Annotated in this window: 30 protein-coding genes; 10 read left to right on the plus strand and 20 right to left on the minus strand. The window is 70.3% G+C overall.

What is annotated here, in order from left to right:
• Positions 1-20 precede the first annotated feature (20 nt).
• Positions 21-1,079, minus strand: coding sequence for a YeiH family protein (locus KOI47_RS10855; protein WP_216215849.1), 1,059 nt, complete (start codon positions 1,077-1,079; stop codon positions 21-23).
• Between the two features lie 101 nt (positions 1,080-1,180).
• Here KOI47_RS10855 and KOI47_RS10860 point away from each other — a divergent pair, with 101 nt between their 5' ends.
• Positions 1,181-1,948 carry a GntR family transcriptional regulator gene (locus KOI47_RS10860; RefSeq protein ID WP_216215850.1) on the plus strand — a complete coding sequence of 256 codons (768 nt, stop codon included), beginning with the start codon at positions 1,181-1,183 and terminating at the stop codon, positions 1,946-1,948.
• 75 nt (positions 1,949-2,023) lie between these two features.
• A complete protein-coding gene (locus KOI47_RS10865; protein ID WP_216215851.1) occupies positions 2,024-3,061 on the plus strand; it encodes a zinc-dependent alcohol dehydrogenase family protein in 1,038 nt (345 codons plus the stop codon).
• A 24-nt stretch (positions 3,062-3,085) separates the two neighbouring features.
• Here the strand turns inward: KOI47_RS10865 and KOI47_RS10870 are convergent, their stop codons facing one another.
• Together KOI47_RS10870 and KOI47_RS10875 are read right to left on the minus strand one after the other, a co-directional pair.
• The gene (locus KOI47_RS10870; protein WP_332461454.1) at positions 3,086-3,805 is read right to left on the minus strand and encodes a class I SAM-dependent methyltransferase; all 720 of its coding nucleotides are present in this window, start codon (positions 3,803-3,805) and stop codon (positions 3,086-3,088) included.
• A 22-nt stretch (positions 3,806-3,827) separates the two neighbouring features.
• Positions 3,828-4,313 carry an FBP domain-containing protein gene (locus KOI47_RS10875; RefSeq protein ID WP_216215852.1) on the minus strand — a complete coding sequence of 162 codons (486 nt, stop codon included), beginning with the start codon at positions 4,311-4,313 and terminating at the stop codon, positions 3,828-3,830.
• 62 nt (positions 4,314-4,375) lie between these two features.
• On the opposite strand from KOI47_RS10875, the gene KOI47_RS10880 reads away from it, so the two are divergent.
• Entirely contained in the window at positions 4,376-4,945 is a 570-nt protein-coding gene (locus KOI47_RS10880) for a TetR/AcrR family transcriptional regulator (protein WP_216215853.1), read from the plus strand.
• 21 nt (positions 4,946-4,966) lie between these two features.
• Here KOI47_RS10880 and lexA read toward each other — a convergent pair whose 3' ends face one another.
• Both lexA and KOI47_RS10890 read right to left on the minus strand, forming a co-directional pair.
• The gene (gene lexA, locus KOI47_RS10885) at positions 4,967-5,626 is read right to left on the minus strand and encodes a transcriptional repressor LexA (RefSeq protein WP_216215854.1); all 660 of its coding nucleotides are present in this window, start codon (positions 5,624-5,626) and stop codon (positions 4,967-4,969) included.
• Positions 5,627-5,700: 74 nt separating this feature from the next.
• Positions 5,701-6,588: a class I SAM-dependent methyltransferase gene (locus KOI47_RS10890; protein WP_216215855.1), complete on the minus strand. Its 888-nt coding sequence runs from the start codon at positions 6,586-6,588 to the stop codon at positions 5,701-5,703.
• 75 nt (positions 6,589-6,663) lie between these two features.
• On the opposite strand from KOI47_RS10890, the gene KOI47_RS10895 reads away from it, so the two are divergent.
• Entirely contained in the window at positions 6,664-7,062 is a 399-nt protein-coding gene (locus KOI47_RS10895; protein ID WP_216215856.1) for a helix-turn-helix domain-containing protein, read from the plus strand.
• Here the strand turns inward: KOI47_RS10895 and KOI47_RS10900 are convergent.
• From KOI47_RS10900 to KOI47_RS10920, 5 genes are all read right to left on the minus strand, one after another.
• Entirely contained in the window at positions 7,059-7,592 is a 534-nt protein-coding gene (locus KOI47_RS10900) for a DinB family protein (RefSeq protein WP_216215857.1), read from the minus strand. The two genes, KOI47_RS10895 and KOI47_RS10900, sit on opposite strands and share 4 nt — an antisense overlap.
• Positions 7,593-7,670: 78 nt before the next feature.
• Entirely contained in the window at positions 7,671-8,144 is a 474-nt protein-coding gene (locus KOI47_RS10905) for a nitroreductase/quinone reductase family protein (RefSeq protein WP_216215858.1), read from the minus strand.
• Between the two features lie 42 nt (positions 8,145-8,186).
• Complete coding sequence (locus KOI47_RS10910; protein ID WP_216215859.1) at positions 8,187-8,597, minus strand: VOC family protein; 411 nt, start codon at positions 8,595-8,597, stop codon at positions 8,187-8,189.
• A gap of 71 nt (positions 8,598-8,668) precedes the next feature.
• Positions 8,669-9,589: an aminoglycoside phosphotransferase/kinase family protein gene (locus KOI47_RS10915; RefSeq protein ID WP_216215860.1), complete on the minus strand. Its 921-nt coding sequence runs from the start codon at positions 9,587-9,589 to the stop codon at positions 8,669-8,671.
• 60 nt (positions 9,590-9,649) lie between these two features.
• Complete coding sequence (locus KOI47_RS10920; RefSeq protein ID WP_216215861.1) at positions 9,650-10,108, minus strand: winged helix-turn-helix transcriptional regulator; 459 nt, start codon at positions 10,106-10,108, stop codon at positions 9,650-9,652.
• A gap of 91 nt (positions 10,109-10,199) precedes the next feature.
• Between KOI47_RS10920 and KOI47_RS10925 the strand changes: the two genes are divergently transcribed.
• Entirely contained in the window at positions 10,200-10,790 is a 591-nt protein-coding gene (locus KOI47_RS10925) for a dihydrofolate reductase family protein (protein WP_216215862.1), read from the plus strand.
• Positions 10,791-10,801: 11 nt separating this feature from the next.
• Here KOI47_RS10925 and KOI47_RS10930 read toward each other — a convergent pair whose 3' ends face one another.
• Positions 10,802-11,281 carry a CGNR zinc finger domain-containing protein gene (locus KOI47_RS10930; RefSeq protein ID WP_216215863.1) on the minus strand — a complete coding sequence of 160 codons (480 nt, stop codon included), beginning with the start codon at positions 11,279-11,281 and terminating at the stop codon, positions 10,802-10,804.
• 107 nt (positions 11,282-11,388) lie between these two features.
• On the opposite strand from KOI47_RS10930, the gene KOI47_RS10935 reads away from it, so the two are divergent.
• Positions 11,389-12,255: an alpha/beta fold hydrolase gene (locus KOI47_RS10935; protein ID WP_216215864.1), complete on the plus strand. Its 867-nt coding sequence runs from the start codon at positions 11,389-11,391 to the stop codon at positions 12,253-12,255.
• Positions 12,256-12,276: 21 nt separating this feature from the next.
• Here KOI47_RS10935 and KOI47_RS10940 read toward each other — a convergent pair whose 3' ends face one another.
• The gene (locus KOI47_RS10940) at positions 12,277-12,681 is read right to left on the minus strand and encodes a VOC family protein (protein WP_216215865.1); all 405 of its coding nucleotides are present in this window, start codon (positions 12,679-12,681) and stop codon (positions 12,277-12,279) included.
• 111 nt (positions 12,682-12,792) lie between these two features.
• Between KOI47_RS10940 and KOI47_RS10945 the strand changes: the two genes are divergently transcribed.
• Positions 12,793-13,761: a helix-turn-helix transcriptional regulator gene (locus KOI47_RS10945; RefSeq protein WP_216215866.1), complete on the plus strand. Its 969-nt coding sequence runs from the start codon at positions 12,793-12,795 to the stop codon at positions 13,759-13,761.
• A gap of 10 nt (positions 13,762-13,771) precedes the next feature.
• On the opposite strand, the gene KOI47_RS10950 is transcribed toward KOI47_RS10945, so the two are convergent.
• Together KOI47_RS10950 and KOI47_RS10955 are read right to left on the minus strand one after the other, a co-directional pair.
• Positions 13,772-13,972: a hypothetical protein gene (locus tag KOI47_RS10950; protein WP_216215867.1), complete on the minus strand. Its 201-nt coding sequence runs from the start codon at positions 13,970-13,972 to the stop codon at positions 13,772-13,774.
• Between the two features lie 123 nt (positions 13,973-14,095).
• Positions 14,096-15,682: an FAD-dependent monooxygenase gene (locus KOI47_RS10955; RefSeq protein ID WP_216215868.1), complete on the minus strand. Its 1,587-nt coding sequence runs from the start codon at positions 15,680-15,682 to the stop codon at positions 14,096-14,098.
• A 368-nt stretch (positions 15,683-16,050) separates the two neighbouring features.
• Between KOI47_RS10955 and KOI47_RS35495 the strand changes: the two genes are divergently transcribed.
• Positions 16,051-16,482, plus strand: coding sequence for a TetR/AcrR family transcriptional regulator C-terminal domain-containing protein (locus KOI47_RS35495; protein WP_408629930.1), 432 nt, complete (start codon positions 16,051-16,053; stop codon positions 16,480-16,482).
• A 40-nt stretch (positions 16,483-16,522) separates the two neighbouring features.
• Here the strand turns inward: KOI47_RS35495 and KOI47_RS10965 are convergent, their stop codons facing one another.
• On the minus strand, positions 16,523-16,915 hold the full coding sequence (locus KOI47_RS10965) for a hypothetical protein (protein WP_216215870.1): 393 nt from the start codon (positions 16,913-16,915) through the stop codon (positions 16,523-16,525).
• Between the two features lie 473 nt (positions 16,916-17,388).
• Here KOI47_RS10965 and KOI47_RS10970 point away from each other — a divergent pair, with 473 nt between their 5' ends.
• The gene (locus KOI47_RS10970; RefSeq protein ID WP_216215871.1) at positions 17,389-17,955 is read left to right on the plus strand and encodes a dihydrofolate reductase family protein; all 567 of its coding nucleotides are present in this window, start codon (positions 17,389-17,391) and stop codon (positions 17,953-17,955) included.
• 203 nt (positions 17,956-18,158) lie between these two features.
• On the opposite strand, the gene KOI47_RS10975 is transcribed toward KOI47_RS10970, so the two are convergent.
• The 3 genes from KOI47_RS10975 to KOI47_RS10985 form a co-directional block, all read right to left on the minus strand.
• The gene (locus KOI47_RS10975) at positions 18,159-18,770 is read right to left on the minus strand and encodes a gamma carbonic anhydrase family protein (protein WP_216215872.1); all 612 of its coding nucleotides are present in this window, start codon (positions 18,768-18,770) and stop codon (positions 18,159-18,161) included.
• Between the two features lie 159 nt (positions 18,771-18,929).
• Positions 18,930-20,111: a C40 family peptidase gene (locus KOI47_RS10980; RefSeq protein ID WP_216215873.1), complete on the minus strand. Its 1,182-nt coding sequence runs from the start codon at positions 20,109-20,111 to the stop codon at positions 18,930-18,932.
• Positions 20,108-21,076: a nucleoside hydrolase gene (locus KOI47_RS10985; protein WP_216215874.1), complete on the minus strand. Its 969-nt coding sequence runs from the start codon at positions 21,074-21,076 to the stop codon at positions 20,108-20,110. Before KOI47_RS10985 ends, KOI47_RS10980 begins: the two co-directional genes overlap by 4 nt.
• Before the next feature lie 49 nt (positions 21,077-21,125).
• On the opposite strand from KOI47_RS10985, the gene KOI47_RS10990 reads away from it, so the two are divergent.
• A complete protein-coding gene (locus KOI47_RS10990; RefSeq protein ID WP_216215875.1) occupies positions 21,126-21,881 on the plus strand; it encodes an acyltransferase in 756 nt (251 codons plus the stop codon).
• Here KOI47_RS10990 and KOI47_RS10995 read toward each other — a convergent pair.
• Both KOI47_RS10995 and KOI47_RS11000 read right to left on the minus strand, forming a co-directional pair.
• Positions 21,878-22,060, minus strand: coding sequence for a DUF397 domain-containing protein (locus KOI47_RS10995; protein ID WP_216215876.1), 183 nt, complete (start codon positions 22,058-22,060; stop codon positions 21,878-21,880). The genes KOI47_RS10990 and KOI47_RS10995 overlap by 4 nt on opposite strands.
• 13 nt (positions 22,061-22,073) lie before the next feature.
• Positions 22,074-22,931 carry a helix-turn-helix domain-containing protein gene (locus KOI47_RS11000; RefSeq protein WP_216215877.1) on the minus strand — a complete coding sequence of 286 codons (858 nt, stop codon included), beginning with the start codon at positions 22,929-22,931 and terminating at the stop codon, positions 22,074-22,076.
• Positions 22,932-22,953: the final 22 nt, after the last annotated feature.

Consider the following 22,953-nt stretch of genomic DNA (forward strand, 5'->3'; position numbering starts at 1 on the left):
CTCATGTGTTCGATACACGATCAGGTGAGGTTTCCGGTGACAGCCTGTAAGACGAGGCTGGACATCGCTACCGCCAGCCACAGCAGTACCCCGAGCAGCAGGGGCCGGTGACCGGCCGCGCGCATCGCGGCGGGCCGCAGCCCGAGGCCGATTCCCGCCAGCGCTGTGGTGATCAGGAAGGTGCCGCTCGCGGAAAGGACCGGGTGCCAGGAGCCGGGGATCACGCCGAGGCTGCCCACGGCGACCGCGAGCAGGAACCCGATCAGGAACGGCGGCACGATCCGCCGCCACGGCATCGAGCCCGGGTCGAACTCCTGGCCAGCGGTGTTTCGGCGAGCGGCCAGTGCCGCCAGTGCCAGCACGATCGGGATCAGCATCAGCGTCCTGGTCAGCTTGACCACCATGCCGTGGCTGCCAGCGTCGCCGCCGTACCCGTATGCGGCGGCCACCACCGAGGAGGTGTCGTTGATGGCGGTTCCGCTCCACAGTCCGAACGCCTCGGGGCTCATCCCCATCAGGTGACCCAGCGGCGGGAACAGCAGTACGGCGGCGATGTTGCAGGTGAAGATCGTGCCGAGGGCGTAGGCGACCTCGGTGTCCTTCGGCTTGAGAACCGCGCTGGTCGCGGCGATCGCGGAGGCGCCGCAGATGCCGGTGCCGACGCCGATCAGGGTCCTGGCGTCCCCGCGAACCCCCAGCAGGTTGCCCAGCAGCCACGCGCCGCCCAGCGCGACGGCGAGCGTGCCGAGCATGACCGGGAGGGACTGCCCGCCCACCTGGACGACCTGCCGTAGCGACAGCCCGGTGCCCAGCACCACGATCGACAGTTGCAGCACCGGCTTGGCCGCCACCGCGTACCCGGGGGCGCAGCGCTTCGACCGCAGCGCAGGGACCAGCGCGGCCAGGGTCGCGCCGAGCAGGATGCCGAACACCGGGCCACCAACGACCGGCACGAACCGGCCGGCGATGGTGGCCACCGCCGCGATGAGCAACGCCACCACCAGGCCGGGTGCCACCCCCGCGAGTCCTGGGCGGATCGCGGCGTGCCGGGTGCCGGTGTCGTTCGCCTCGACCCGCATCCCCCGGCCCCTCTCGGCATCTAATGTACGTACATTTAAATTACGAGATGTACGTACATTGGGCAATGGGTAGGGTGACCGCGCGGACGGGAGGAGGTGACATGGTCGGGAGCACGCTGGACCGGGACACCTCGGTTCCGCTGTGGCGGCAGCTGCAGCGGCACCTGCTGACCCGGATGCGGGCGGGGGAGTTCGCCGACCACGTCCCCGGCGAGCTCGCGCTGGTCGAGGAGTACGGCGTGAGCAGGCAGACGGTGCGCCAGGCGCTGCGCCAGCTGCGGGCCGACGGCGTGATCATCTCGGAGCGCGGGCGGCAGCCGCGGATCGCGCCGACTCCGGAGATCAGCCAGCCGGTTGGCGCGCTCTACAGCCTGTTCGCCTCGGTCGAGGCGGCGGGGCTCTCGCAGCGCAGCATCGTGCGGACCTTCGACGTGCGGGCGGACGCCATCGTCGCCGAACGGCTCGACCTGGAGGCATCCACCCCGCTGGTCTACCTGGAACGCCTGCGGCTGGCCGGGGAGGAACCGCTCGCCCTGGACCGGGTATGGCTGCCGGAGTCACTGGCCAGATCGCTCCTCGGCGCCGACTTCCGGCACACCAGCCTGTACGGCGAGCTGGACCGGCGCACCGGGATCCGGCTGGACCACGGCAGCGAGCAGATCCACGCCGTCGTGCCTACCCCGGCCGAGCGCGCCCAGTTGCGTTGCGCCGCGGACGCGGCCGCGTTCTCCATCAGCCGGATCGGGCATGCCGAGCAGCGGCCGGTGGAATGGCGGCATACCGTGGTGCGCGGGGACCGATTCGCGCTCACCGCCGAGTTCTCCGGCCGCGTCGGCTACCGCCTGGTCGGCTCGCCGGGCCGGGACTAGCGACCCGAGCGGTTCCCTCGACGGCCCGAACGGACGCGTACCCGGCCGTGCGCCGGGATTCGGATCGGAGGATGCATGCGAGCCACGTTGATCTACGGCGCGGGCGATGTGCGGGTGGAGGAGGTTCCGGACCCGAAGCTGCACGAGCCGACCGATGCCGTGGTGCGGGTGCTGCGTTCCTGCATCTGTGGCAGTGACCTGTGGCCGTACCAGTCGAAGCCCGCTGCCGAGCGGGCCGATCGCATCGGCCACGAGTTCCTCGGCGTGGTCGAGGAGGCAGGCTCGGAGGTGTCCGGCCTGGTGGCAGGGGATCTGGTCGTCGCCCCTTTCGTCTGGGCGGACAACACCTGCGACTTCTGCCGTGAGGGTCTGCACACCTCCTGCCGCAACGGCGGGTTCTGGGGAGCGGGCGAGGTGGACGGCTGCCAGGGCGAGGCGGTACGGGTGCCGCAGGCGCAAGGAACACTGGTGAAGCTGCCGGTCGGCGCCGATTCCGCGTTGCTGCCCTCCCTGCTGACCCTGTCCGACGTCCTCCCGACCGGGCACCACTGCGCGCTGACGGCGGGGGTCGGTCCGCGCACGACCGTGACGGTGATCGGGGACGGCGCGGTCGGGCTGTGTGCGGTCATGGCGGCTCGACGGCTGGGGGCGGAACGGATCGTCCTGATGGGACGGCATCCCGACCGCACCGATCTCGGCCGCGAGTTCGGCGCCACCGAGGTGGTCGCCGAGCGCGGGAAGGAAGGCGTCGAACGGGTCCGGGAGCTCACCGGCGGCGACGGCACGTACGCGGTGCTGGAATGCGTCGGCACCCTGGCCGCGCTGGAGACGGCGTTCGGTGTGGTCCGGGCGGGCGGCAGGGTGAGCCGGGTCGGTATGCCGCAGTACCGGGAAGCGGCGGTGGGTTTCGGCATGTTCGTCCGGAACATCACGCTGACCGGTGGCGTGGCCCCGGCGCGCGCCTATATCGACGAACTGCTGCCCGACGTGCTCGAGGGCCGGATCGAGCCCGGCCGGGTGTTCGACCGCACCATCGGCCTGAACGAGGTACCCGATGGCTACCGCGCGATGGCCGACCGCACGGCGCTCAAGGTGCTCGTCCGGCCGGAGTGATCCCGCGGCGGCTGGTGTTCCCGCTCACCGCAGCCGCCGGGCACGCAGCACGGTGTCGGTGACGTGCCGGGTGCCCGGCGGGGCGGGCATGGTCCGTGGCCGGGTCTCGTTCACCAGTACGGTCCAGGAGTCGTCGAGGAGCCCGGCGATATCGGCGGGGTGGTAGTAGGCGGACGGATCGAAGTGGTGATCCGGGGATGGTGCCAGGTCGGCCGGGTTGTGGCTGCCGATGAGCAGCGTTCCGCCGGGCGCGACGGCGGCCAGTAATGCCCGCAGCCCGGCGTACCGGTCGCGGGGAAACGGGAAGTACTGGGCGGACACCAGGTCGAAGGCACCGGCCGGGGGCGGGGTGCTGGTCAGGTCGCCCTGGTTCCAGGCCACCCGGCCTGCCACGTCCGTGCCCGCCGCGGCGGCACGCTCCAGCGCGACCCTGGAGATGTCCACCGCGGTGACCTGCCAGCCGCGCCGGGCCAGCCAGAGCGCGTCGGCGCCCTCGCCGCAGCCCACGTCGAGCGCCTGCCCCGGCGGTAGGTCGGTCACCTCGGTGACGAGCACACCGTTGGGCTCGCCGCTGAAGACCTGGTCGCGGCTGCGGTACATGTCGTCCCAGGACTGCGTGTCCATGATTCCTGCCTCGATGCTCGGTCCGATGCGTCCGGAGTTCGCGGCACGGCCGGTGTACTCCGCAGCCACCAGCCTGCCGCCCCGGCGATGCGGCGGCAAAGTTCTTTGCCAGATCAGCAAGATCGGCCACCTCGGCCTCCGTTCAGTCCAGCACCCTGCGCAGGAACGCGGCCAGGTTCGCCCTGGTCCGTTCGGCCTGCTCGGCCACGGTGAGCGACTCGTAGATCCGCAGCCCGGCGTCCTTCTTCCCGCGCAGGTAGAGCGAGCAGGCCAGGTCGGCGCAGAGGTAGGCGCCCACCGAGTTGCCCTGCTTGCCGTCGCGACCGGCCTTGCGCGCCGTCATCAGCGAGACACCGTCGCCGGTGTGCGTGGTCAGGCACAGCGAGCACATGCTGCGCCGGGTATGCCCGGTCTGCGGCGCCACCCGCAGGGCGACACCGGCGAGCCCGGTACCGGACTCGGCCACCAGGTAGGCGCGGTCCCGCGCCGAGGGATCCCGCCACCCGAGGAAGTCCAGGTCATCCCACGGCCACTCGGCCAGGTCCTTCGGTACGGCCAGGCGCTTCGCCTCCCCTTTCGTGCAGTTGACGAACGAGGCACGGATCTCGCGTTCGGTCATCGGTCTCATAGCAAATAGCCTAGTATGATTAGGCAAGTAATTAATGGGACTAGCTTGGTGGAGGATGACGGATGGCACGCGCGGGGGTGACCGTCGAACGCCTGACCCAGGCGGCGGCGGACCTTGCCGACGAGGTCGGCTTCGAGAACCTGACCGTTTCGGCGCTCGCCCGCCATTTCGGGGTGAAGGACGCGAGCCTGTACTCGCATATCCGGAACGCGCGCGAACTGCGGGTCCGGGTGGCCCTGCTGGCGCTGGCCGAGCTCGCAGACCGGGCCGCGGGCGCGCTGGCGGGCCGGTCGGGCAAGGAGGCCCTGGTGGCCTTCGCCGACACCTACCGGGACTACGCGCGGCGGCATCCGGGCCGGTACGCGGCGGCTCAGCTGGAGATCGACCCGGAGACGGCCACCACCGGCGATGCGGCCAGGCACGCCGAGCTGACCAGGGCGTTGCTGCGTGGTTACCGGCTGGCAGAACCGCAGCAGACCGACGCGGTCCGCCTGCTGCATGCCACCTTTCACGGGTACGTGAGCCTGGAGACCGCGGGCGCCTTCAGCAGGCACCCGCGCGAGGTCGACGCCTCCTGGGCGGCCGCGCTGGACGCACTGGACGCCGCGCTCCGGAACTGGCCCACGGCCTGACCGGGCCGGTTCAGGCCGCCGTCAGACGCTGCGCAGTACCGAGACCACGGTGCCCAGCACCACGGCCGAGTCCCCGGCGATGATCTCGTAGGCGGGGTTGCGCGGTTCCAGGTAGACGTGCCCGTTGCGGCGGCGGTACACCTTCACCGTCGCCTCCTCGTCGATCATCGCGGCGACGATCTGACCCGAATGCGCCTCCGACTGCTGCCGCACCACGACCACATCGCCGTCGCAGATCGCGGCGTCGATCATCGAGTCCCCGCGCACCCGCAGCCCGAACACGTTCCCCCGCCCGGTGAGCTCCCGGGGCAGCTTCAGCATGTCGTCGACGTGTTCTACCGCCGAGATAGGCGTTCCCGCCGCGATGTCGCCGACCACGGGCACACTCACCGAGTCCTCGCTCGCCTCCCGGTTCGCGGGCTCCTGCAGGAACATCCGCACGTCGATCGGCCGGGACACGGTGTCACTACGCCGCAGGAATCCCTTCTCCTCCAGGCTGGCCAGATGCTTGGACACCGAGGAGGACGACCGCAGCCCGACGGCGTCGCCGATCTGCCGGGTGCTGGGCGAGTATCCGTGCCGGACCACCCAGTCCCGGATGGTGAGCAGGATCCGCTGCTGGCGGAGCGGCAGGATCGAGGGGTCCAGGTGCCCGAAGGCACCGTCGTCGTAGCCGGTCATCCGCGGAATGGTAAAGGTCGGCGCCCGGTCCCGCGCCGGCCGGGCTACCGCGGCGGTCGGCAGGCATCGCGCGATCAGACCCCGGTGCCGGCAGGGGCGCCGGCCGCGCGGGCGGCGACGAGCCAGCAGGCCGCGGTGAACCGGACCTCGGTTCCGTGCACGAAGGGGTCGAAGGCGGGACGGACCGCTTCGATCACCTTGGCACGCAGCTGATCGTCCGCCTCCTGCAGGGCCCGCCCGACCGGTCCGAGCAGGGTCAGGTAACGGACCAGTTCCCTCTCGGGCAGGGCACAGGCCACGTCGGCAGGCTGGATGTCGATCCCGGTCCAGCCACCCTCCGCCAGCAGGCGGCGGAGGCGATCCGCGTCGGCGAGGGCGAACTGACCCGGTGCGTCCGGGTCCCTGGCCGGCAGTTCGGGCAGGAGTGGTGCCGCGGCGCGTTCCGCCGTGGTCATGAACGGGTTCTCCGCCATACCGCGCCAGACGACGAAGCGGAGTTCGGCGTCCTCGGCCGCGGCGCGGCGCAGGTTGCCGAAGGCCCGGCCGAAATCGTCGAAGAACATCACCCCGAAGCGGGAAATGATCAGGTCGAAGCCGCCGGGTTCGAAGGGGTGGGACTGCGCGTCGGCGTGCAGGAAGCTCACCTGCCCGCCCTCCCGTTCGGCCTGTGCGCGCGCCGCGGCGATCATGGGTTCGGAGATGTCGGCACCGACGCAGTGGCTCCCGGCGCCGAGCGTCCTGGCAAGGGTGCGGGTGACCCCGCCGGTGCCGCAGCCGACATCGAGCACCCGCCGCGGGCTCGCGGAGGCCGCCGGGCTCCCGGCCACCGCGGCCTCGACGAGCAGGCCTTCGATCGGCCGGAGTACCTGGTCGATCAGTTCCGCAGCCTGGAGCCAGCCCTGCCCGCCCGCTCCGTTCCACAGCTCGGCCTGTTCGTCGTTGGTCTCGCGCACGGTATCCATGACTGTCTCCTCGCTTGCGGCGTGCGATCGGAAGTCGTACCGTGCCAGTTCAAGTCAACTTGAGGTCAAGGGCGGATGGCGGACCTGGACATATCGGAGGTTTCGAAGCGCTCCGGCCTGCCGGCTTCGACGCTGCGCTACTACGAGGAAAAGGGCCTGATCACCTCGATCGGCAGGCGGGGCCTGGCGCGGGTGTTCGAGGACACCGTGCTGGAGCGGCTGGCACTGATCGCGGTCGGGCGTGCCGCTGGCTTCTCCCTGGACGAGATCGCCGGCATGTTCGCACCGGACGGGCGGCCGCGCATCGACCGGCGGCTGCTCACCGCGAAGGCGGACGAGCTGGACGCGACGATCAGCAAGCTCAGCGCCATGCGGGATGGCCTGCGGCACGCCGCCGCCTGCCCCGCGCCGAGTCACGCGGAGTGCCCCACCTTCCGCCGCATCCTGCGGGCCGCCGAGTCCGGTCCGGCCTAGCCGCCGCGGAAGCGCTCGCGGCCGAACAGTTCCTGGTCCCGGAGGATCTGCTCGCGCAGGATGTCCGCGTGTCCACAGTGCTGTGCCAGCTCACGCAACACGTGCAGGTACACCCAGCGCAGCGGCAGCGGGCCGCGCCAGTTGCCGTGGACCGTATCCTCCAGCCCGAGTGCGGAGGCCGCACGACGGGCCGCCGCGCAGGCGTCGTTGTGTGCTTTTCGGACGGTGACGATCGTGTCCTCCGCGCCAAGGGCGAAGGACTCGTCCGGGGTAGCAGGGATGCCGATCTCGGCACGGGAACGGCAGGTGATGGCCTCGTCGAACCACACCTGCTCCACGAAGGTCGCGTGCTTCACCAGGCCCAGCAGTGTGGTCCGGGAGGGCACCAGCGACCGGCGAGCCTGCTCCTCGGTCAGTCCGTCCAGGCAGCCGTTGAGGGCGGCGCGGTGCTCGTCGAGAAATGCCTCGAACTGAGCCCGCGCCGGGCTGCCGATGGCCTCAGCGGTGGGCGTGGCCGGGAGGGAAGACATGAGCGAAGCATGGCAGAGCGGTCCGCGGAGGGACCAGACACCGCCCGCGGAGCAACCGGCTCCGCGGGCGGTGCCCGTTCACCGCGGCGTGAGCCGGATCAGCGGGTACTGCCGCTCGGACTTGCTCTGGTACTTCTGGTAGCGGGGCTGGGCGGCGACGATGCGCTGCCATGCCCGCTCCCGATCGGTGCCTTCGAGCCGGTGCGGCGTCACCGGGATGGCCTGCTGCCCCGGCAGTTCGACCGAAACCCGGTCGGGGTGCGCCATCATGTTCGCGTGCCAGTCCGGGTGCCTGCTCCCGCCGCCCGATGCGACGATCAGCCAGGAATCCTCGCCCTCGGCGAACCGCGCCAGCGGCGTTTCCCGCCGCTGGCCGCTCCGGCGGCCCACCGTGTTCAGGATCAGTACGTCCATGCCCATGAAGTTGCCGCGGCCACGGCGGATCTTGCGGTTCATCCTGGCGGCCATCTTCCGCTGCATCCAGCGGGAGAACGGGCTGGGGGTACCAGGTTCGCGCCCGCCGCGCTTGCCTTCCTGCTGGTCCGGTGCCATTGGTTACCTCCGCTCGGTCCGTTTCTTCGCTGGCCGGACGGCTCAGGTCAGCTCGTTGATCCGGATCAGGTTGCCGGAGGGGTCACGGACGGCACAGTCGCGTACGCCGTAGGGCTGGTTGGTCGGTTCCTGGACGATCTCGACATCGCCTGCCTGCAACTGGGCGAAGGTGCCGTCGAGGTCGGCGGTGGCCAGGGTGATGATCCCGTAGGTGCCCTTGGCCATCATCTCGGTGATGGTGCGGCGCTCCTCCTCGGTGACGCCGGGGTCGGCGGCCGGCGGGTACAAGACGATGGAGGTGCCCGGCTGGTCGATGGGGCCGACGGTGATCCAGCGCAGCCCGTTGTATCCGACGTCGTTGCGGACCTCGAAGCCGAGGGTGTCCCGGTAGAAGGCCAGCGAGGCATCCGCGTCCTGGTGCGGGAGGAAAGCGTAGTGAATGCTGATGTCCATGGTGGTCACACTAGGTGTGGCCCGGTGGCCGCCGCTTCTTGATTCCTGATCGGTCTCGTCCGCTGCCTCGGTCAGCAGGCGGCCCGGCGGAGGCGTTCGGCGGCCTGCTCCCGGAGCGCGTTGCCGGACACCGGGGTGGTGCCGTGCAGTGCTTCCCACCGGGCGTTGTGCGCTGCCGGCCACAAGCTGGCCGCCCACGCGATCTCCCGCTCCACGGCCGTGAACGCGCGCCCACGATGGTCCTGATAAGCCGCGAGGAATGCCTCGGAGCTCTCGATCGGCGCCAGCGTGGGCGGCCGGGCACTGGAGAATGTCCCACTCGCCGCTCCCACCAGCGCCGCCTCGGGTTGCCACGCCAGGCTGTCCCAGTCGTGCACCGCCCACAGCTCGCGGCCCCGCCACCGGAGGTTCTGTGCCTCGAAGTCGGCATGGCCCAGCACGCAGGGCAGGTCGGCGGCCAGCAGCCGCTTGCGGGCCCGTTCGGCCGTGTCGGCGACGTACCCGGGCACGGCGCTCTGGTCCCGCTCGTCGAGGAAGTCGATGGCGGGCCACACCCCGGAATCCGAGTGATCCCAACGCGCCCAGCGCGGATTGGGTAGCGGCGGACTGATGGTCGCCGTGGCCAGGTCGGCCATCGACCGGGCGAAAACCTCGGCGTAACGGACGGCCACATCCGGTGAGTCCCCGTGCAACACCTCGCCGCCGGGCCGGAACTCCTCGGCGTGCACGGCCAGCGAACCGGCGCCGACCACCGGGGTGAGCGGCCTGGCACACGGAAAGCCGCACTCGGCCAGCCTGGCCTGCGCCGCGACGCAGGACACGGCCCGGCCGTCATCGGCACGCGCCTTGACCACGATGTCCGTGCCGTCGGTCAGCCGCAGGCCGAACACCGTGGACATCTGTCGTAGCTGGAACAGTACGTGGGCGGGCCTGCTACCAAGGTGGTCCAGGCACCAGGCAGGCAACCAGCCCGGCAGCTCGTCCGATGACATGACCTGGACTGTGGCACGGGAACCGAACGGCGGGAAGGCGTTCACGCGAGAAGACGGCCCTCACTGGACTGTCGCCGCGCCGGGTCCTGGCAGCGGGTCGACGTCACCTGCGTGCATCGGCTTACCGCAGTGGGCGCAGCGAAGGTCGACACCGCTGACCTCGCCGCAGGCGTGGTGGCGGTAGAGCACCGGAGGGCCTGCCTCGCCCGCGAGCCACCTGTCTCCCCAGCCGACCATGACCATGAGCAGGTCGACCAGTTCGGTGCCCTTGTCCGTCAGGACGTACTCGTAGCGCGGTCGCCGGTCGTAGGGACGGCGCTCGAGCACGCCATGGTCGACGAGGTGGTTCAGCCGCTCGGTCAGGACCTTGCGCGAGATGCCCAGGTCCTCCTGGAGCTGCTCGAACCGGCTGAGTCCGACCCACACGTCCCGCAGGATCAGCGGTGACCAGGGTTCCCCGATGACGTCGAGCGTGCGCGCGATCGAGCACGCCATCTCGCCGAAGTTCGTGCGCTGCATGGCACCAGTCTAGCAATCGGAGTTCCCTTAAGAAACTTGAAGTGCTACGGTTCCAGGGTCTCTTGAAGGAACCCAAGAAAGGATCACGGAGATGAGCAAGGTCTTCAGCGCCCATGCGGTGTCGGTCGACGGGTACATCACCGGTCGCGAGCCCGGTGCCGGGCACGGGCTCGGCGAGGGGACGATGCTGTTCGACTGGTACTTCGACGGCGACACGCCCAGTCAGGCCTTCGACGGATTCCAGCTGAGCGAGCCCAGTGCCAGGGTCTTCGACGCCCTCGCCGGTCGGGTGGGTGCGGTCGTGGCGGGGCGTAACACCTACGAGGACTCCGACCGGTTCGGCGGCGGCAGCCCGCACCCCGCGGCCCGGCTGTTCGTGCTCAGTCACCGGCCGGCACCGGAGCTGACCGAGCGGCAGACCCTCGTCACCGGTATCCAGGACGCCGTGGCCGCGGCCCGGGAGGCCGCCGGCGGCAAGGACGTCGGCCTGATGGGCGGCGGTGTCCTGGCCGCGGCGCTCGCGGCGGGGCTCGTCGACGAGGTGATCCTGCACCAGGTGCCGGTCCTGCTCGGCGGCGGCAGGCCCTTCTTCCAGGCGCTGCCAGAGCACGTGCGCCTGCGGCTCGTCGAAGCCGTCCCGGCGCCAGGGGTCACCCACCTCCACTACCGGGTAGAGCGATGAGCGCCGGCGGTTCAGCGGGTGCGTTCGTAGTGGCGGCGTGCTTTCGCGCGGTTGCCGCAGACGGCCATGGAGCACCAGCGGGCGCGGTTGGCGCGGCTGCGGTCGAGCAGGAACAGGCGGCACTCCTCGTTGGCGCATGGGCGCAGCCTGCCGGGTAGTTGCTGCTCGGTGGCGGCCCAGGCGAGGACCGTTTCCACGGCCAGCCGGGCGTGCGGGGGAGTCTCGAGTGTCCATTGAAGACCATCCGCGGTGAACTCGGGGACCTGGCGGACACCTTCGAGTAGCGGGCTCAACGCGGTCGGCGAGCTTTCTCCCCGCACCACCTCCTGCAGGGTGTCCCGCGCCTCGCGCAGCAGCGCCAGTTCCGCGCGGCTGCCCTCGCCGCCATGTTCCCGTGCCCAGCGGCTGCCCGCGGCCGGGTCGCCGAGCGCGTCCCGTTCCTCGCCGTTGACCCGTGGCCTGCTGTTGAGCAGGTCCAGCAGCGTGTCCATCGGATTCCACCCTCCTCTCTAACCAGATCGAATCGTTTGACAGGTTAGCTCACTCGTGCTTGCATGACGAAGAAACTAACCAGATCAAATCTTCAAAGGGGTTAGATATGAGCCCGGTGCACCACCGGACCGCCACCGTCGACGGCCACGAGATCTTCTACCGCGAAGCCGGCCCCGCCGACGCTCCCGCGATCGTCCTGCTGCACGGCTACCCGACCAGCTCGTTCATGTTCCGCGAGCTCATCCCGCTGCTGGCCGGGGACTACCACGTCATCGCGCCGGACCACCTCGGCTTCGGCCACTCCGCCGCGCCGCCTGCGGGGGAGTTCAGCTACACCTTCGACGCCCTCGCCGGACTCACCTCCGGGCTGCTCGGCCAACTGGGCCTGGACCGCTACGCCCTCTACGTGCAGGACTACGGCGCCCCGATCGGCTGGCGCCTCGCGCTCGAGCACCCCGAACGGATCTCCGCCATCGTCACCCAGAACGGCAACGGCTACGAGGACGGTTTCGTCGAACCCTTCTGGGCCGCCGTATGGGCCTACGGCGCGAACCCCGGCCCGGACACCGAACCCGCCGTCCGCGCCGCGCTGAGCCGCGATGCCATCCGCTGGCAGTACCTGCATGGCGTGCCCGACCCGAGCCTGGTCAGCCCGGACACCTGGGAGCACGATTTCGCCCTGGTCTCCCGCGAGGGCAACGACGAGGTCCAGCTGGCGCTGATCCGCGACTACCAGAACAACCGCCCGCTCTACCCGCTGCTGCACGAGTACCTGCGCACCAGCGGGGTCCCGGTGCTCGCCGTGTGGGGCCGCAACGACGAGATCTTCGGCCCGGCGGGCGCGCGGGCCTTCGCCCGCGACGCCAAGGACGCTGAGGTACACCTGATCAACGGCGGTCACTTCCTGCTGGAGAGCCACCTGGACGTCGTCGCGGGTTACCTGCGCGGTTTCCTCGGGCGGGTGCTGGCCTGAACGGGGACCGCCAGGTACCGGTCAGCGAGTGAGCCTCGCGCGAGCCTCTTCGGTGACCGGGGTGAAGAAGTTGACCAGGTTGCCGTCGGGGTCGCGGAACAGCAGGGAGCGGTTTCCCCACGGCATCGTGGTCGGCTGCTGCACGATCTCCGGGGCGCCCGCCAGGCTCGCCAGCCGTTCGTGCTCCCGGTCGACGTCCTCGACGAGGAACTCGAGGATCGCGGTCCGGCTCGACTCCGGCATGGCCGCCCCGGCGCTGAACAGCGCCATCGTCTCGGCACTGCCGATGGCCAGCGTGCACGACGGGCCCACGAGCTCGGCGAACTGCTCGGCGGGCCGCCGCGCATCGAGGCCGGTCACCTGCTCGTAGAACTCGACAAGGCGGGTGACGTCGTTGGTGATGACGCGGACGGAGACAAGCTGCACGGTGGATCCTTTCTGGGCTGGAGGGCGGTTTCTGACCCGTCCTCCGGGTACACCGGACACGCTAGGGGCGATAGTGGACAGGATCCGCCCGGTATTGGCAGGATTCTGTCCGTGACTCGGCCGATCGCCCGTGTGCTGGCCTTGCTGGAGATCCTCCAGCGCGGCGGTACCCGCACCGTCGCCGAGCTCGCCAGGCGACTCGACGTGGATGAGCGCACGGTCCGCCGCTACGTCGACCACCTCCTTGACCTGGACATCCCGGTCCGTTCGGTGCGCGGGCGGCACGGCGGGTACCGACTGTCCCCTGGCTACCGGATGCCCCCGCTGATGCTCACCGACGAGGAGGCGCTCGCCGTCCTGCTCGGTCTGGTCGCGGGCAGGCGCGCCGGGCTGATCACAACCTCGGTCGCAGCCGCCGAGAGCGCGGTCGCGAAAGTCCGACGAGTGCTGCCCGAAGCCCTTGGCCGCAGGCTCGACGCGCTGCTGGAGATCGCCGACTTCACCGCGCCCGCACGAGCTGCACGCACGGCGGAGGCGGAGACACTGCTCACCGTCGCGGAGGCAGCACGGGAACGCCGCCCGGTCGAGATCGCCTACACCGCAGGCCATGGTGGTGCCAGCGAACGCGTCGTCCACCCGTACGGGGTCGTGGCGCACTCCGGGCGGTGGTACCTGAGTGGCTTCGACTCCGCGAGCGGGCAGGTACGCACGTTCCGCATCGACCGGATCACGATCGCCGAGATGCGTGTCGGAACATTCGACACACCGGCCGGATTCGACCCCGCCCAGCGGGTGCTGGCCGCGCTCGCCGAGGCGCCGTACCAGCACGAGGTGTCCGTGCGGATTCGATCGAAGCCCGAACAGATCCGCTCCGTCTTCCCGCCGTCGGTCGCCACCCTGGAGGAGATCGATCCCGGCACTTCCTGGGTACGGGCCCGGATACGGGCACAACGGCTCGAATGGATACCACCCCTGCTCGCCGCGCTCGACCGGCCGTTCGTCGTCGAACAACCCGACGCTCTCGGTGACCTGGTGCGAGCGCTGGCCGACCGGCTCGCCTACCACGCCAAGGCGCGATAGGGATCACGCCCTACTCCCGGAACAGGCCAAGGTCGAAGACCTCGGCGATCGCCGCGTGGCCGGCGTCGTTCGGGTGGACGGTTCCCGGCAGCTGCACGCGCTGCACCTGCTGCGAGCCGGGTACGACAACGTGCTGGCCACCCTTCGCCACCTCCGCGACACCGGCGACGCGGCTGCGGAGTACGGCACCCTGGCCGAACGCGACGGACACAGGTGCATAGGGGGTTCCATACGGTGCCGGTTTGACAAGGCATTGGATCCGAACGTCCACGTGTGTTCGAGTGGGGCCAGTGGCCCAGGGCCCCTGTCGGGGTGCCTCCGTCGGGGTGCCCCGTCAGGTGCTCGGCACCGCGACTCGCCTGGCCAGCACCTGGTGCAGGATGTCGGCGAGGAACCGCGCCGGGTCCAGGACCGGTGCCGTGGCCCGCATCGCGATGATCGCGTCCGGTCGCACGAGCAGGGCACCATCGTCGGGCAGCCACGGTGCGCGGACCCGGTGCGCCGGTAGGCCGACGTCCGCCGCGGCGGCGAGCCACTGCTCGCCCGCGGGGCCCACCAGCAGGGTCCATCGGGACGCGACCAGGTCGAGCGTGGAGACCCCGTCGACCCACGTGTGGGGCACCCGTGAGCCCGGCGAGCCGTCCAGCGCCACCGCCAGGTCCACCGTGGACGGGAGTTCCGGCCGCGGGTCGACGACGGCTGCCGAGTCGTAGCGCTGGCCGAGGTGCACGACCGGCGCCGCCCACACCCCTGCCGCCGCCCTGGCGGCGTCGGCCTCGGGCCCTTGCCCCCAGTGCAGCTGCGGGTCGGCGAGCCTGCGCATCGCCTGGTCCAGCGTCGCCGCGGCGACCGGCTCGCGCTCCTGCGCGTAGGTGCCGAGCAGCCCGGCACCCGCCTCACCCTTGTGCACGGCGGCCAGCTTCCACGCCAGGTTGTGCGCGTCGGCGACCCCGGTGTTGAGGCCGAACGCGCCCAGCGGCGACACGGTGTGCGCGGCGTCGCCGACGAGGAACACGCGGCCGACGGCGAAGCGGTCGGCCAGGCAGCTGCGGGGCCGCCACGGGAGCACGCTGCGCACCTCGACGTCGAGGTCGGGATCGCCGACCGCCGCCCGGACGACCGCGGCGCAGCGCTCGTGCGTGAAGTCCTCGGGGCGCTCGCCCCCGTCGACGTCGCAAGCGACGTGGAAGACCCAGTTCGTTTCGCCGTCCACGGTCGCCAGCAGGCCGGGTGCATCCGGCGTGGTGATCGTGCAGGTGGCGAAGGACATTCCCCGCAGGTGGGGTCGGAGGTCGGCGCGGAACAGGATATTGATCATCGACTTGCCCAGGTCGCCCGCCCCGGAGGTGCCCACGCCGAGCGCGGTCCGCACGGCGCTGTGCGTGCCGTCCGCGGCCACCACGCGCGCGCAGCGCAGCGAGTAGCGGCTGTGGGGCCCCGCCAGCTCGACGTCGACCCCTTCGGCGTCCTGCGAGATCCCGACCAGGCGGGTCGACCAGCGCAGATCCGCTCCACGGCGCGCCAGGTCGGCCGCCACCACGGCGTCGAGCCGGTCCTGCGCGCAGACGCCGCGCAGCCGGAACGGCGTCGTGTCCAGTTCATCTGCGGACGGGGCCGGCATGGGCATGGTCGTGACGTCGCCCGCGCCCATCTCGACGACGGTCCGCGCCACCGCCTTGCCCGCGCCGCCCCGGAGGTCGACCGCGGCGGCGTCGACGGCGGTGTCCAGCCCGAGCTCGCGCAGGACCTCGACGGTACGCGGCCCGATGCCGGTGGCGCGCGGGTGGACCGACGGCCCGGACCGGCGTTCGACGAGCACCGCGGGGACGCCGTGGTGGGCGAGCAGCGCCGCGGTGAGCAGCCCGACGCTGCCGCCTCCGGCCACCAGCACCGCCACTTCTGGATACGCTGTTTCCGTCATGGATACACCGTAGCCAGAAGGTAGAATGCCGGTCAACGAAGAAGGGAGCCACCCATGACCGAACCCGCTCCTTCGTCGGTGTGGACCAGGCCTCGCCCCGAACCCCGCCGGCGCGCACCGGGGGTGGACCAGTACGTGGCCACCGCGCTGGCCATCGCCGACGCGGAGGGCTTGGCCGCGGTGTCGATGCGCCGGGTCGCGGGCGACCTCGGTTCCGGGACGGCCACCCTCTACCGCTACATCACCAACCGTGACGAGTTGGTGGAGCTGATGGTCGACGCGGCGCAGGGCGAGGAGCCGCTCCCCGAGCCCGCGGGGACTGGCGCGCCGACCTGGCCGCGGTCGCGCACGCGCTGCGCGCGACCCTGCTGCGGCACCCATGGCTGGCGGGCGAACTGGCGGGCAGGCCCTCGCTCGGCCCCAACTCGTTGCGGCGGTCCGAATCCGCGCTGCGCGCCGCCGTCGCGCTCACGCCCGACATCACCCTGGCCTCGCAGGCGCTCGGCGCCGTGCACGCGTACGTGCTGGGCTCGGTGGCCGCCCAGCAGGCCGCTCGGCACGCCGAGCAGCGCACCGGCCTCACCAAGGAGCAGTGGCAGCGCAGCGTCGGCCCCTACATCAGCGAGGTCCTCGCGGCGGGCGAGCACCCGACGCTCGCCCGCCGCGTCCACGAAGCAGAGGAACTCGACCCCGACGCCGAGTTCGCGTTCGGTCTGGATTGCGTGCTCGACGGTCTCGCGGCCCGTTGCGAGGGACGAGCAGGTTCAGCACCGTTTTCCGCTGGCTGTCAGAGCTCGTAGCTGAGGTCTTTGGCGGTGACGGAGTTATGTGGCCCCACTTTCACTGGCCGGCGAGCTGATGGGGCTGCCGAAGGTCGTGATCTTGGTGGATGAGCTTCCCGGAAGCGTAGCGGGTGTATTCCGGCTGCCACCCGTCTCGGTAGTCCGGGTCGTCGGCGAGCGGCAGCGCCAGAGATCGGACATGCAGGCATGGCCATGCCTCGACGTTGATGTGGAGGTAGCTGGGGAAGACTGAACCGGCAGGAATCTGCGAGCATGTTGCGCAGCCGGTGAACATTGCCCCTCGTGTTTCCGCGCGGCCTCCGCCGCCTTCGAAGTATGGGGCCATCATGCGCGTAGGTTCATGGGCGACGAGCTGTTCGAAGCCGGTCTCGTCAAGCCGCATCAGCAGGAAGTTGAGTAGATCCTCGACAGAACGGTCATGGTGGGCCACTGTGAGATCGTCTCATGAGCGCGTCGCCTGAGATAATCTTGCAGCATCGACAAACCCTTGCGCCCCAACGCGACCCTCTCGATCACCTCCCGCGCGACCGCCTCGGCCAAGCCCGGGACCGCCGCGGCGATCCACTCGCCGAGCTCGTCCAGATTCGTCTGCGCGATCCGGGCGCGTAGCGCCACCCCGTAAACTTGGCCCGGCGTCGCCGGTCTGGGCAGCTGGCGCGGCGCGGGTTCCCATCACAGTGCCCGTGGTCGGGCGGATCGTGGTGCGCCGTGGTGACGGTTTATCGGCGCCAGCGGCCTTGCCAGTGCCGGTCTTGCGCACCTGGGCTGGGGTGGCGGTGATCTCGATCAGGGTGGAGATCCGGGAGGACACCGGGTACAGGCCTGTGCCGCGCGAGCGGAGCGAGGCAATCCAACACCGCCCAATCCCGATGAGTTTCTCCCGACCCGGCAGTCTGTACTGCCATGGGAAAGCTGACCTATGGCATGAACGTCTCGGTGGACGGCTACACCACCGACGCGAACGGCGACCTCGGCTGGAGCGTGCCGGACGACGAGTTGCACCAGTACTGGAACGACCGGACCAGGGACATCGCGCTGTCGCTGTACGGCCGGAAGCTGTACGAGCTGATGTCAGCCCACTGGCCGACCGCCGGCCAGGCACCCGGCGTGCCCCCGGTGGAGGCCGAGTACGCCCGGCTGTGGCTCGCGATGCCGAAGGTGGTGTTCTCGCAGAACCTGGAGTCGGTCGACTGGAACTCCAGGTTGGAGCGGGGTGACGTCGTCGAGGTCGCGAGGAGGCTCAAGGCCGAGACCGACGGCCTGATGGAAGTGGGTGGCGCCACGCTCGCCGCGCCCCTGGTCCGGGCCGGCCTCGTGGACGAGTTCCAGGTGCTGGTCACGCCGGTCGCGATCGGCGGCGGCACCCCGTTCTTCCCGTCACTGGACAAGTGGCTGAAGCTGGAGCTGGTGGAGAACCGCACCTTCTCGTCGGGCGCGGTCCTCCTGCGCTACGAGCCCGTACGCGGCTAGGAGACGCTGACGACCGGGGAGCCCGTCCAGGCACCGTGGGTCAGAGATGGGAGACCGGGGCCTGCTTGGCACTCTTTCCGCGGTATCTGATCAAATGATTGGACAACTGTCATCTGCACGCGGAAACTACACGGATGCTATTTAACTGGTGGAGCGACAGTATTCGAACCCTGTCGTATTCCTCTTCCGTATCGGTTTATGGGTCAGAGTACGACGTCATCCTGGTGGGCGCTGAGCTCGGCTGAGCGCGTTTCGGTGGCGTGTTTGGTGCGCTGTATCCGGTCGGTCCACGTTGCTGTGGCACCGAACGCGGTTTCGGCGAAGCCCACCTCGCGGATGGCTTCGGGCAGTGCCGGGTCGTCGGCGGCCAGTAGTCGTACCGGGTCGCCCAGCGCGACGGTGAACGGGGGCACGAAGTACTCCGCCGGAGTCACGGTGCGCGCGTGCACCAGGGCACTGACCGCGACGGTGGTGCCCTCGTCGAGCCTCGCTGTCTGCAGTACGGTCACGGCCGTCGCCAGGTAGGAGCAACGGGCGACCGTGCACCCCAGCAACGTCGCATGCGGGCCGACGAACACATGATCGCCGACATCGACCGGTTGCGGCCCGGCCACCGCGGACGCGCGGAGTACGGCGTGCTCGCCGATGATGCTGTGGTCGCCGATCGTCACCCGTGAGCCTTCAGCGTCCAGCACGGCGCCCGAAAGAACACGTGCGTGTGCGGCCACTTCCACGTCACCGATGAGGGTCGCGGTCGGTGCCACGTAGGCGTCGGCGTGCACCCGGGGCTCCCGGTGACGATGTCGAATGCGCATGTCCGGATGCTACGAAGTGATCGCTGGCGTGGCTGGCGGTTTTCCGACGTGCCGTTCGACGGCTCGCGGAGAACGCTATTCGTGCGGCGGCGTGGTAGGTGGCCCAGGCGATGACACAACATCAAACCGTGGCCAATGTTGCATCAGATGCAATAATGGTCAGTTGGCCGGTCGGCCCGCGCCCGCGTAGCTGTCGTTGGGCTTGCGGTAGTTGTGCACCTGCACGGCCTGGCCGAAGGTGGGCGCGTCGATCATCTGCTGGTTACCGATGTAGATGCCGACGTGGTGGATCTTGGTGTCCGGGTTGCCGTAGAAGATCAGGTCACCCAGGCGCGGTTCCTCATCCGCCGGGACCAACGGTACGCTGCCGTACTGCCAGTGCGCGGTGCGTTTCAGCGTGATCCCGGCGCTGGCGTAGGCCGCGGTGGTCAGCCCGGAGCAGTCGAAACCGGGATCACCTTTCTCCTTACCGTTGCCGCCCCAGATGTAGGGCAGGCCGATCTTCTCGATCGCGAAGCTGACCGCCTGCAGCGCGGCCGGGTTCGGCGGGGACTCGCGCTGCCCCACGGTGCCGTAGACGTTCGCGGTGGCCAGCACGCGGTGCAGGAACAGCGGCGCGTCCTGCAGGGTGGACACGGCGGCCAGCCAGTCCTTGCCATTGGCCAGGTTGCCGCCACCGGCGCACAGGGCATGCCCCGCGGTCAGCGCGGCATCGTCCACGTTCTGCACGTCCGGCTCGCCGGAACCGGCGCTACGGCCCCACTTCTCCCATACCGCGGGGGACAGCTGCAGCGGTCCGGCGGCCCCGGAGACCGAGACCACCTTCCCGGTGACATCGCGCAGCTCGATCGTGCCGATCGGAGAGCTAGGCAGGCCGTCCTCGCCGAGCTGCCCGCCGCCTGCCCGCCCGTGGTCGGTCATGGTCTTGCCGATTCCGGCCAGGGTCACCCAGGACAGCTTGCATCCCGGCCGTTCCTCGCCGAGCGCCACGGTGGCGGCGGCGTAGGCGTGCATCGCCCGGCGCGGGATGTCCAGCCAGCCCGCGACCTCGTCCACCCATCCCTCGAACCTGATGCCGGAGGGCTCGGGCGGCCCCTGCTGCTCGGGTGCGGCGGGTGGTGGCGGCGCGGGCGGGGGCGTGGTCGCGGAGACCTGCTGGTTTGCCAGTGCGGCGGTGGTGTCCCCGCCGTCCTCCGCGGTCGGGGCGTACACCAGCGCGAGCACGAACACGGCCACCACCAGCGCGGCGGCGCCCAGCGCGAGGTAGAGCCTGCGCCGCGGCCCTGCCGGGCGCGGGTCCTCCGGCGAATTCACGGGATCAGGGTAAGAAGGGCCGGTCATGGCCGGTCACCGCCCCCGCCGGTGAGCCTGCCGAGCACGAAGGCCCGCAGCCCGTCCAGATCGGTGTCCACCGCGACGTCGACGGCCGAGTGTGGCTCCTCGCGCTCCGCGGCCTCGGCCCGGCGCCGGTCCACCACGGTGGCGCCCCTGGACGGCCCCTGCGTGCAGTCGACGTCGATCGGCAGCCGCTCGGTTTCCAGGATGCCCTGGCTGATCGCCTCCGCGACGGCGACCGCGTCGTGCATGACGATGCCGTTCCAGCCCAGCGCCTTGCGGTAGTAGTCCCGGTAGTCCGGGGTGAGCGCATCCAGCGCGGCGCCGACCGTGCCGGACTCGCGCAGGGCACCGAGCCAGTCGGTGTCCACCGCGCAGCGCACGGTCAGGTCCATCGGCACCAGGACCGCTGGCACCTCCTCCTCGACCAGCACCCGCCGCGCCGCCTCGGGATCGCTCCAGATGTTGAACTCGGCCGCCGGGGTGACGTTGCCCTGGCTCAGCCCGCCACCCATGATCACCAGGCGGTCGATCTTCGGCCGCACGCTGGGGTGCGCCGCCAGTAGCGCGGCGATGTTGGTCAGCGGCCCGATCGGGGCGATGGTCACCGGTTCCTGCGCGGCCTCCAGCAGTGTGACCAGCAGGTTCACCGCGTCCACCTGGGCGAGCTCGCGGGCGGGTTCGGGCAGCGCCTCGGCCCGGCCGGAGAGGCCGTCCAGCCCGTGGGCGTAGCGGGCCCGGTGCGGCTGCGGGTAGACCAGGGGCCGCTCGGCACCGGCGGCGACCGGCACGTCCGGCCGCCCGCACAGGGCGAGTACCCGCTGGGCGTTGCGGGTGGTCGCGGCCAGCGGGACATTGCCGAAGACCGTGGTCACCCCGAGCAGGTCCACGTCCGGGCTGAGCGCCGCGAGGGTGATCGCGAACGCGTCGTCGACTCCCGGGTCGGTGTCGATGATCAACTGGGTCCCCATGCCGCTCCTGTCTGCGCCGAGCCTCCGAGAACAGGTTACGGTCAGGTGCATGACGTCCATGTGGGGTTCGCCGATACTGTCCAGGGTGCAGGCGTGGCGCAGGGCGCGCCGCGACCCCCGGCAGGCGAGGTTCCTGACCGCCGACTCGCTGCGCTGGGTACTGCGCCACCGGGCCTACACTCCCTGGTACCTGGTGCGGTACTGGCGTCTGCTCAAGTTCCGGATCGCCAACCCGCATATCGTGCTGCGCGGGATGGTGTTCCTCGGCAAGGACGTGGAGATCCACTGCCGCCCCGGCTACGGCCGGATGGAGATCGGCCGCTGGGTGCACATCGGCGACGGCAACGCGATCCGCTGCCACGAAGGCTCACTGCGGATCGGGGACAAGTCGGTCTTCGGCAGGCAGAACGTGATCAACGGCTACCTGGACATCGAGCTCGGCTCCGCGTCCCTGATCGCCGACTGGGTCTACATCTGCGACTTCGACCACGTCACCACCGACATCAACCTGCCGATCAAGGACCAGGGCATCGTGAAGGCCCCGGTGCGGATCGGCCCGGACTGCTGGATCGGCACCAAGGTCTCGGTGCTGAAAGGCACCAGGATCGGCCGTGGCTGCGTGCTCGGCGCGCATGCGGTGGTGCGCGGGGACGTCCCGGACTACGCGATCGCGGTCGGTTCACCCGCGCGGGTGGTGCGGGACCGCAAGGCCGACTACGAGGCAGACGCCGAGCGCAGGGCGGCGGTGCAGGACATGGCCCGTAAGGCCAACGAGGCCCTGCAGAAGTCCCTGGGTGAGTCCTAGGCCCCGCGCACGGCCCGGAGGAAACGGTTCCAGGCGTCGGCGGGGAAGGTGAGCGGCGGCCCGGCGGGCCGCTTGGAGTCCCGGACAGCCACTACTTCTTCGCCGAACGCCACCTCGACGCAGTCACTCTGTTCCTCGCCGACGCTGTAGCTGCTCTTCCGCCAGTTCGCGTGCGGCATGCCGGGCTCCTTGCTAGCTGAGTTCCTCGGCCACCCGCTCCAGGAACGCCAGGCTCGCGGCCTCGTCGAGTGCCTTGGCGCGCAGCCGTTTGAACGCGACTTTAGCAGCGTCTACCTCGGCTTTTTTCTCTGTGTCCGTGCCGCCGAACGCGTGCTCGATGTACAGCGTGTCCGGCAGGATCTTGTCGGGGAAGGTCAGCACGCTGAAGCCGCTCGCCATGCGTGCGTTACTTCCCGCCGAGCTGGGCAGGATGCGCAGGGAGACGGTGGGCAGCTTGGCCAACTCGGCCAGGTGTGCGTACTGGCCGTACATCACCTCGATCCCGCCGACCAGGCAGCGCAGGGCGGCCTCGTGCACGATCGCCTCCAGCCGGAGAGGTTTGCGCTCCCCGCGCAGCCGTTCCTGGCGGATCATCCGCACGGTGACCAACGGCTCCACCCGGTCCGCCCGGACATTTTCGCTGTTCTGGAACAAGGTGCGTGCGTAGTCCTCGGACTGCAGCAGGCCGGGGATCAGCAGCGCCTGGAAGGTGCGGACGCTTTCCGCGTCGCTCTCCATGGTGATGTAGCCGCGGCCGCTCACGCCGTAGGTGTCCCACCAGCCCTTGCGCTGTGACCTGCGGCAGAGGTCCAGGATCTCGTCGTGCCTGCCGACCTCGCCGTAGACGTCCAGCATGCTCTTGGCGAGGTGCACGTTCACGCCCTGCTGGCCGTTCTCCAGCCTGCTCAACGTGGCGGGGGAGATCTCGATCGCCTCGCAGGCCTCGATGGTGGACATCCGCGCCTGCTCGCGTAGCTGCCGCATGATCAGGCCGAGCATCCGGCGTGTGATGCTCGGGCCGTAGTCCTCGTCGTCCGACCAGGTGGTCACCGGTTACCTCCCGCGTTCGTTC

It is taken from the genome of Amycolatopsis aidingensis (assembly GCF_018885265.1).
GTDB lineage: Bacteria > Actinomycetota > Actinomycetes > Mycobacteriales > Pseudonocardiaceae > Amycolatopsis > Amycolatopsis aidingensis.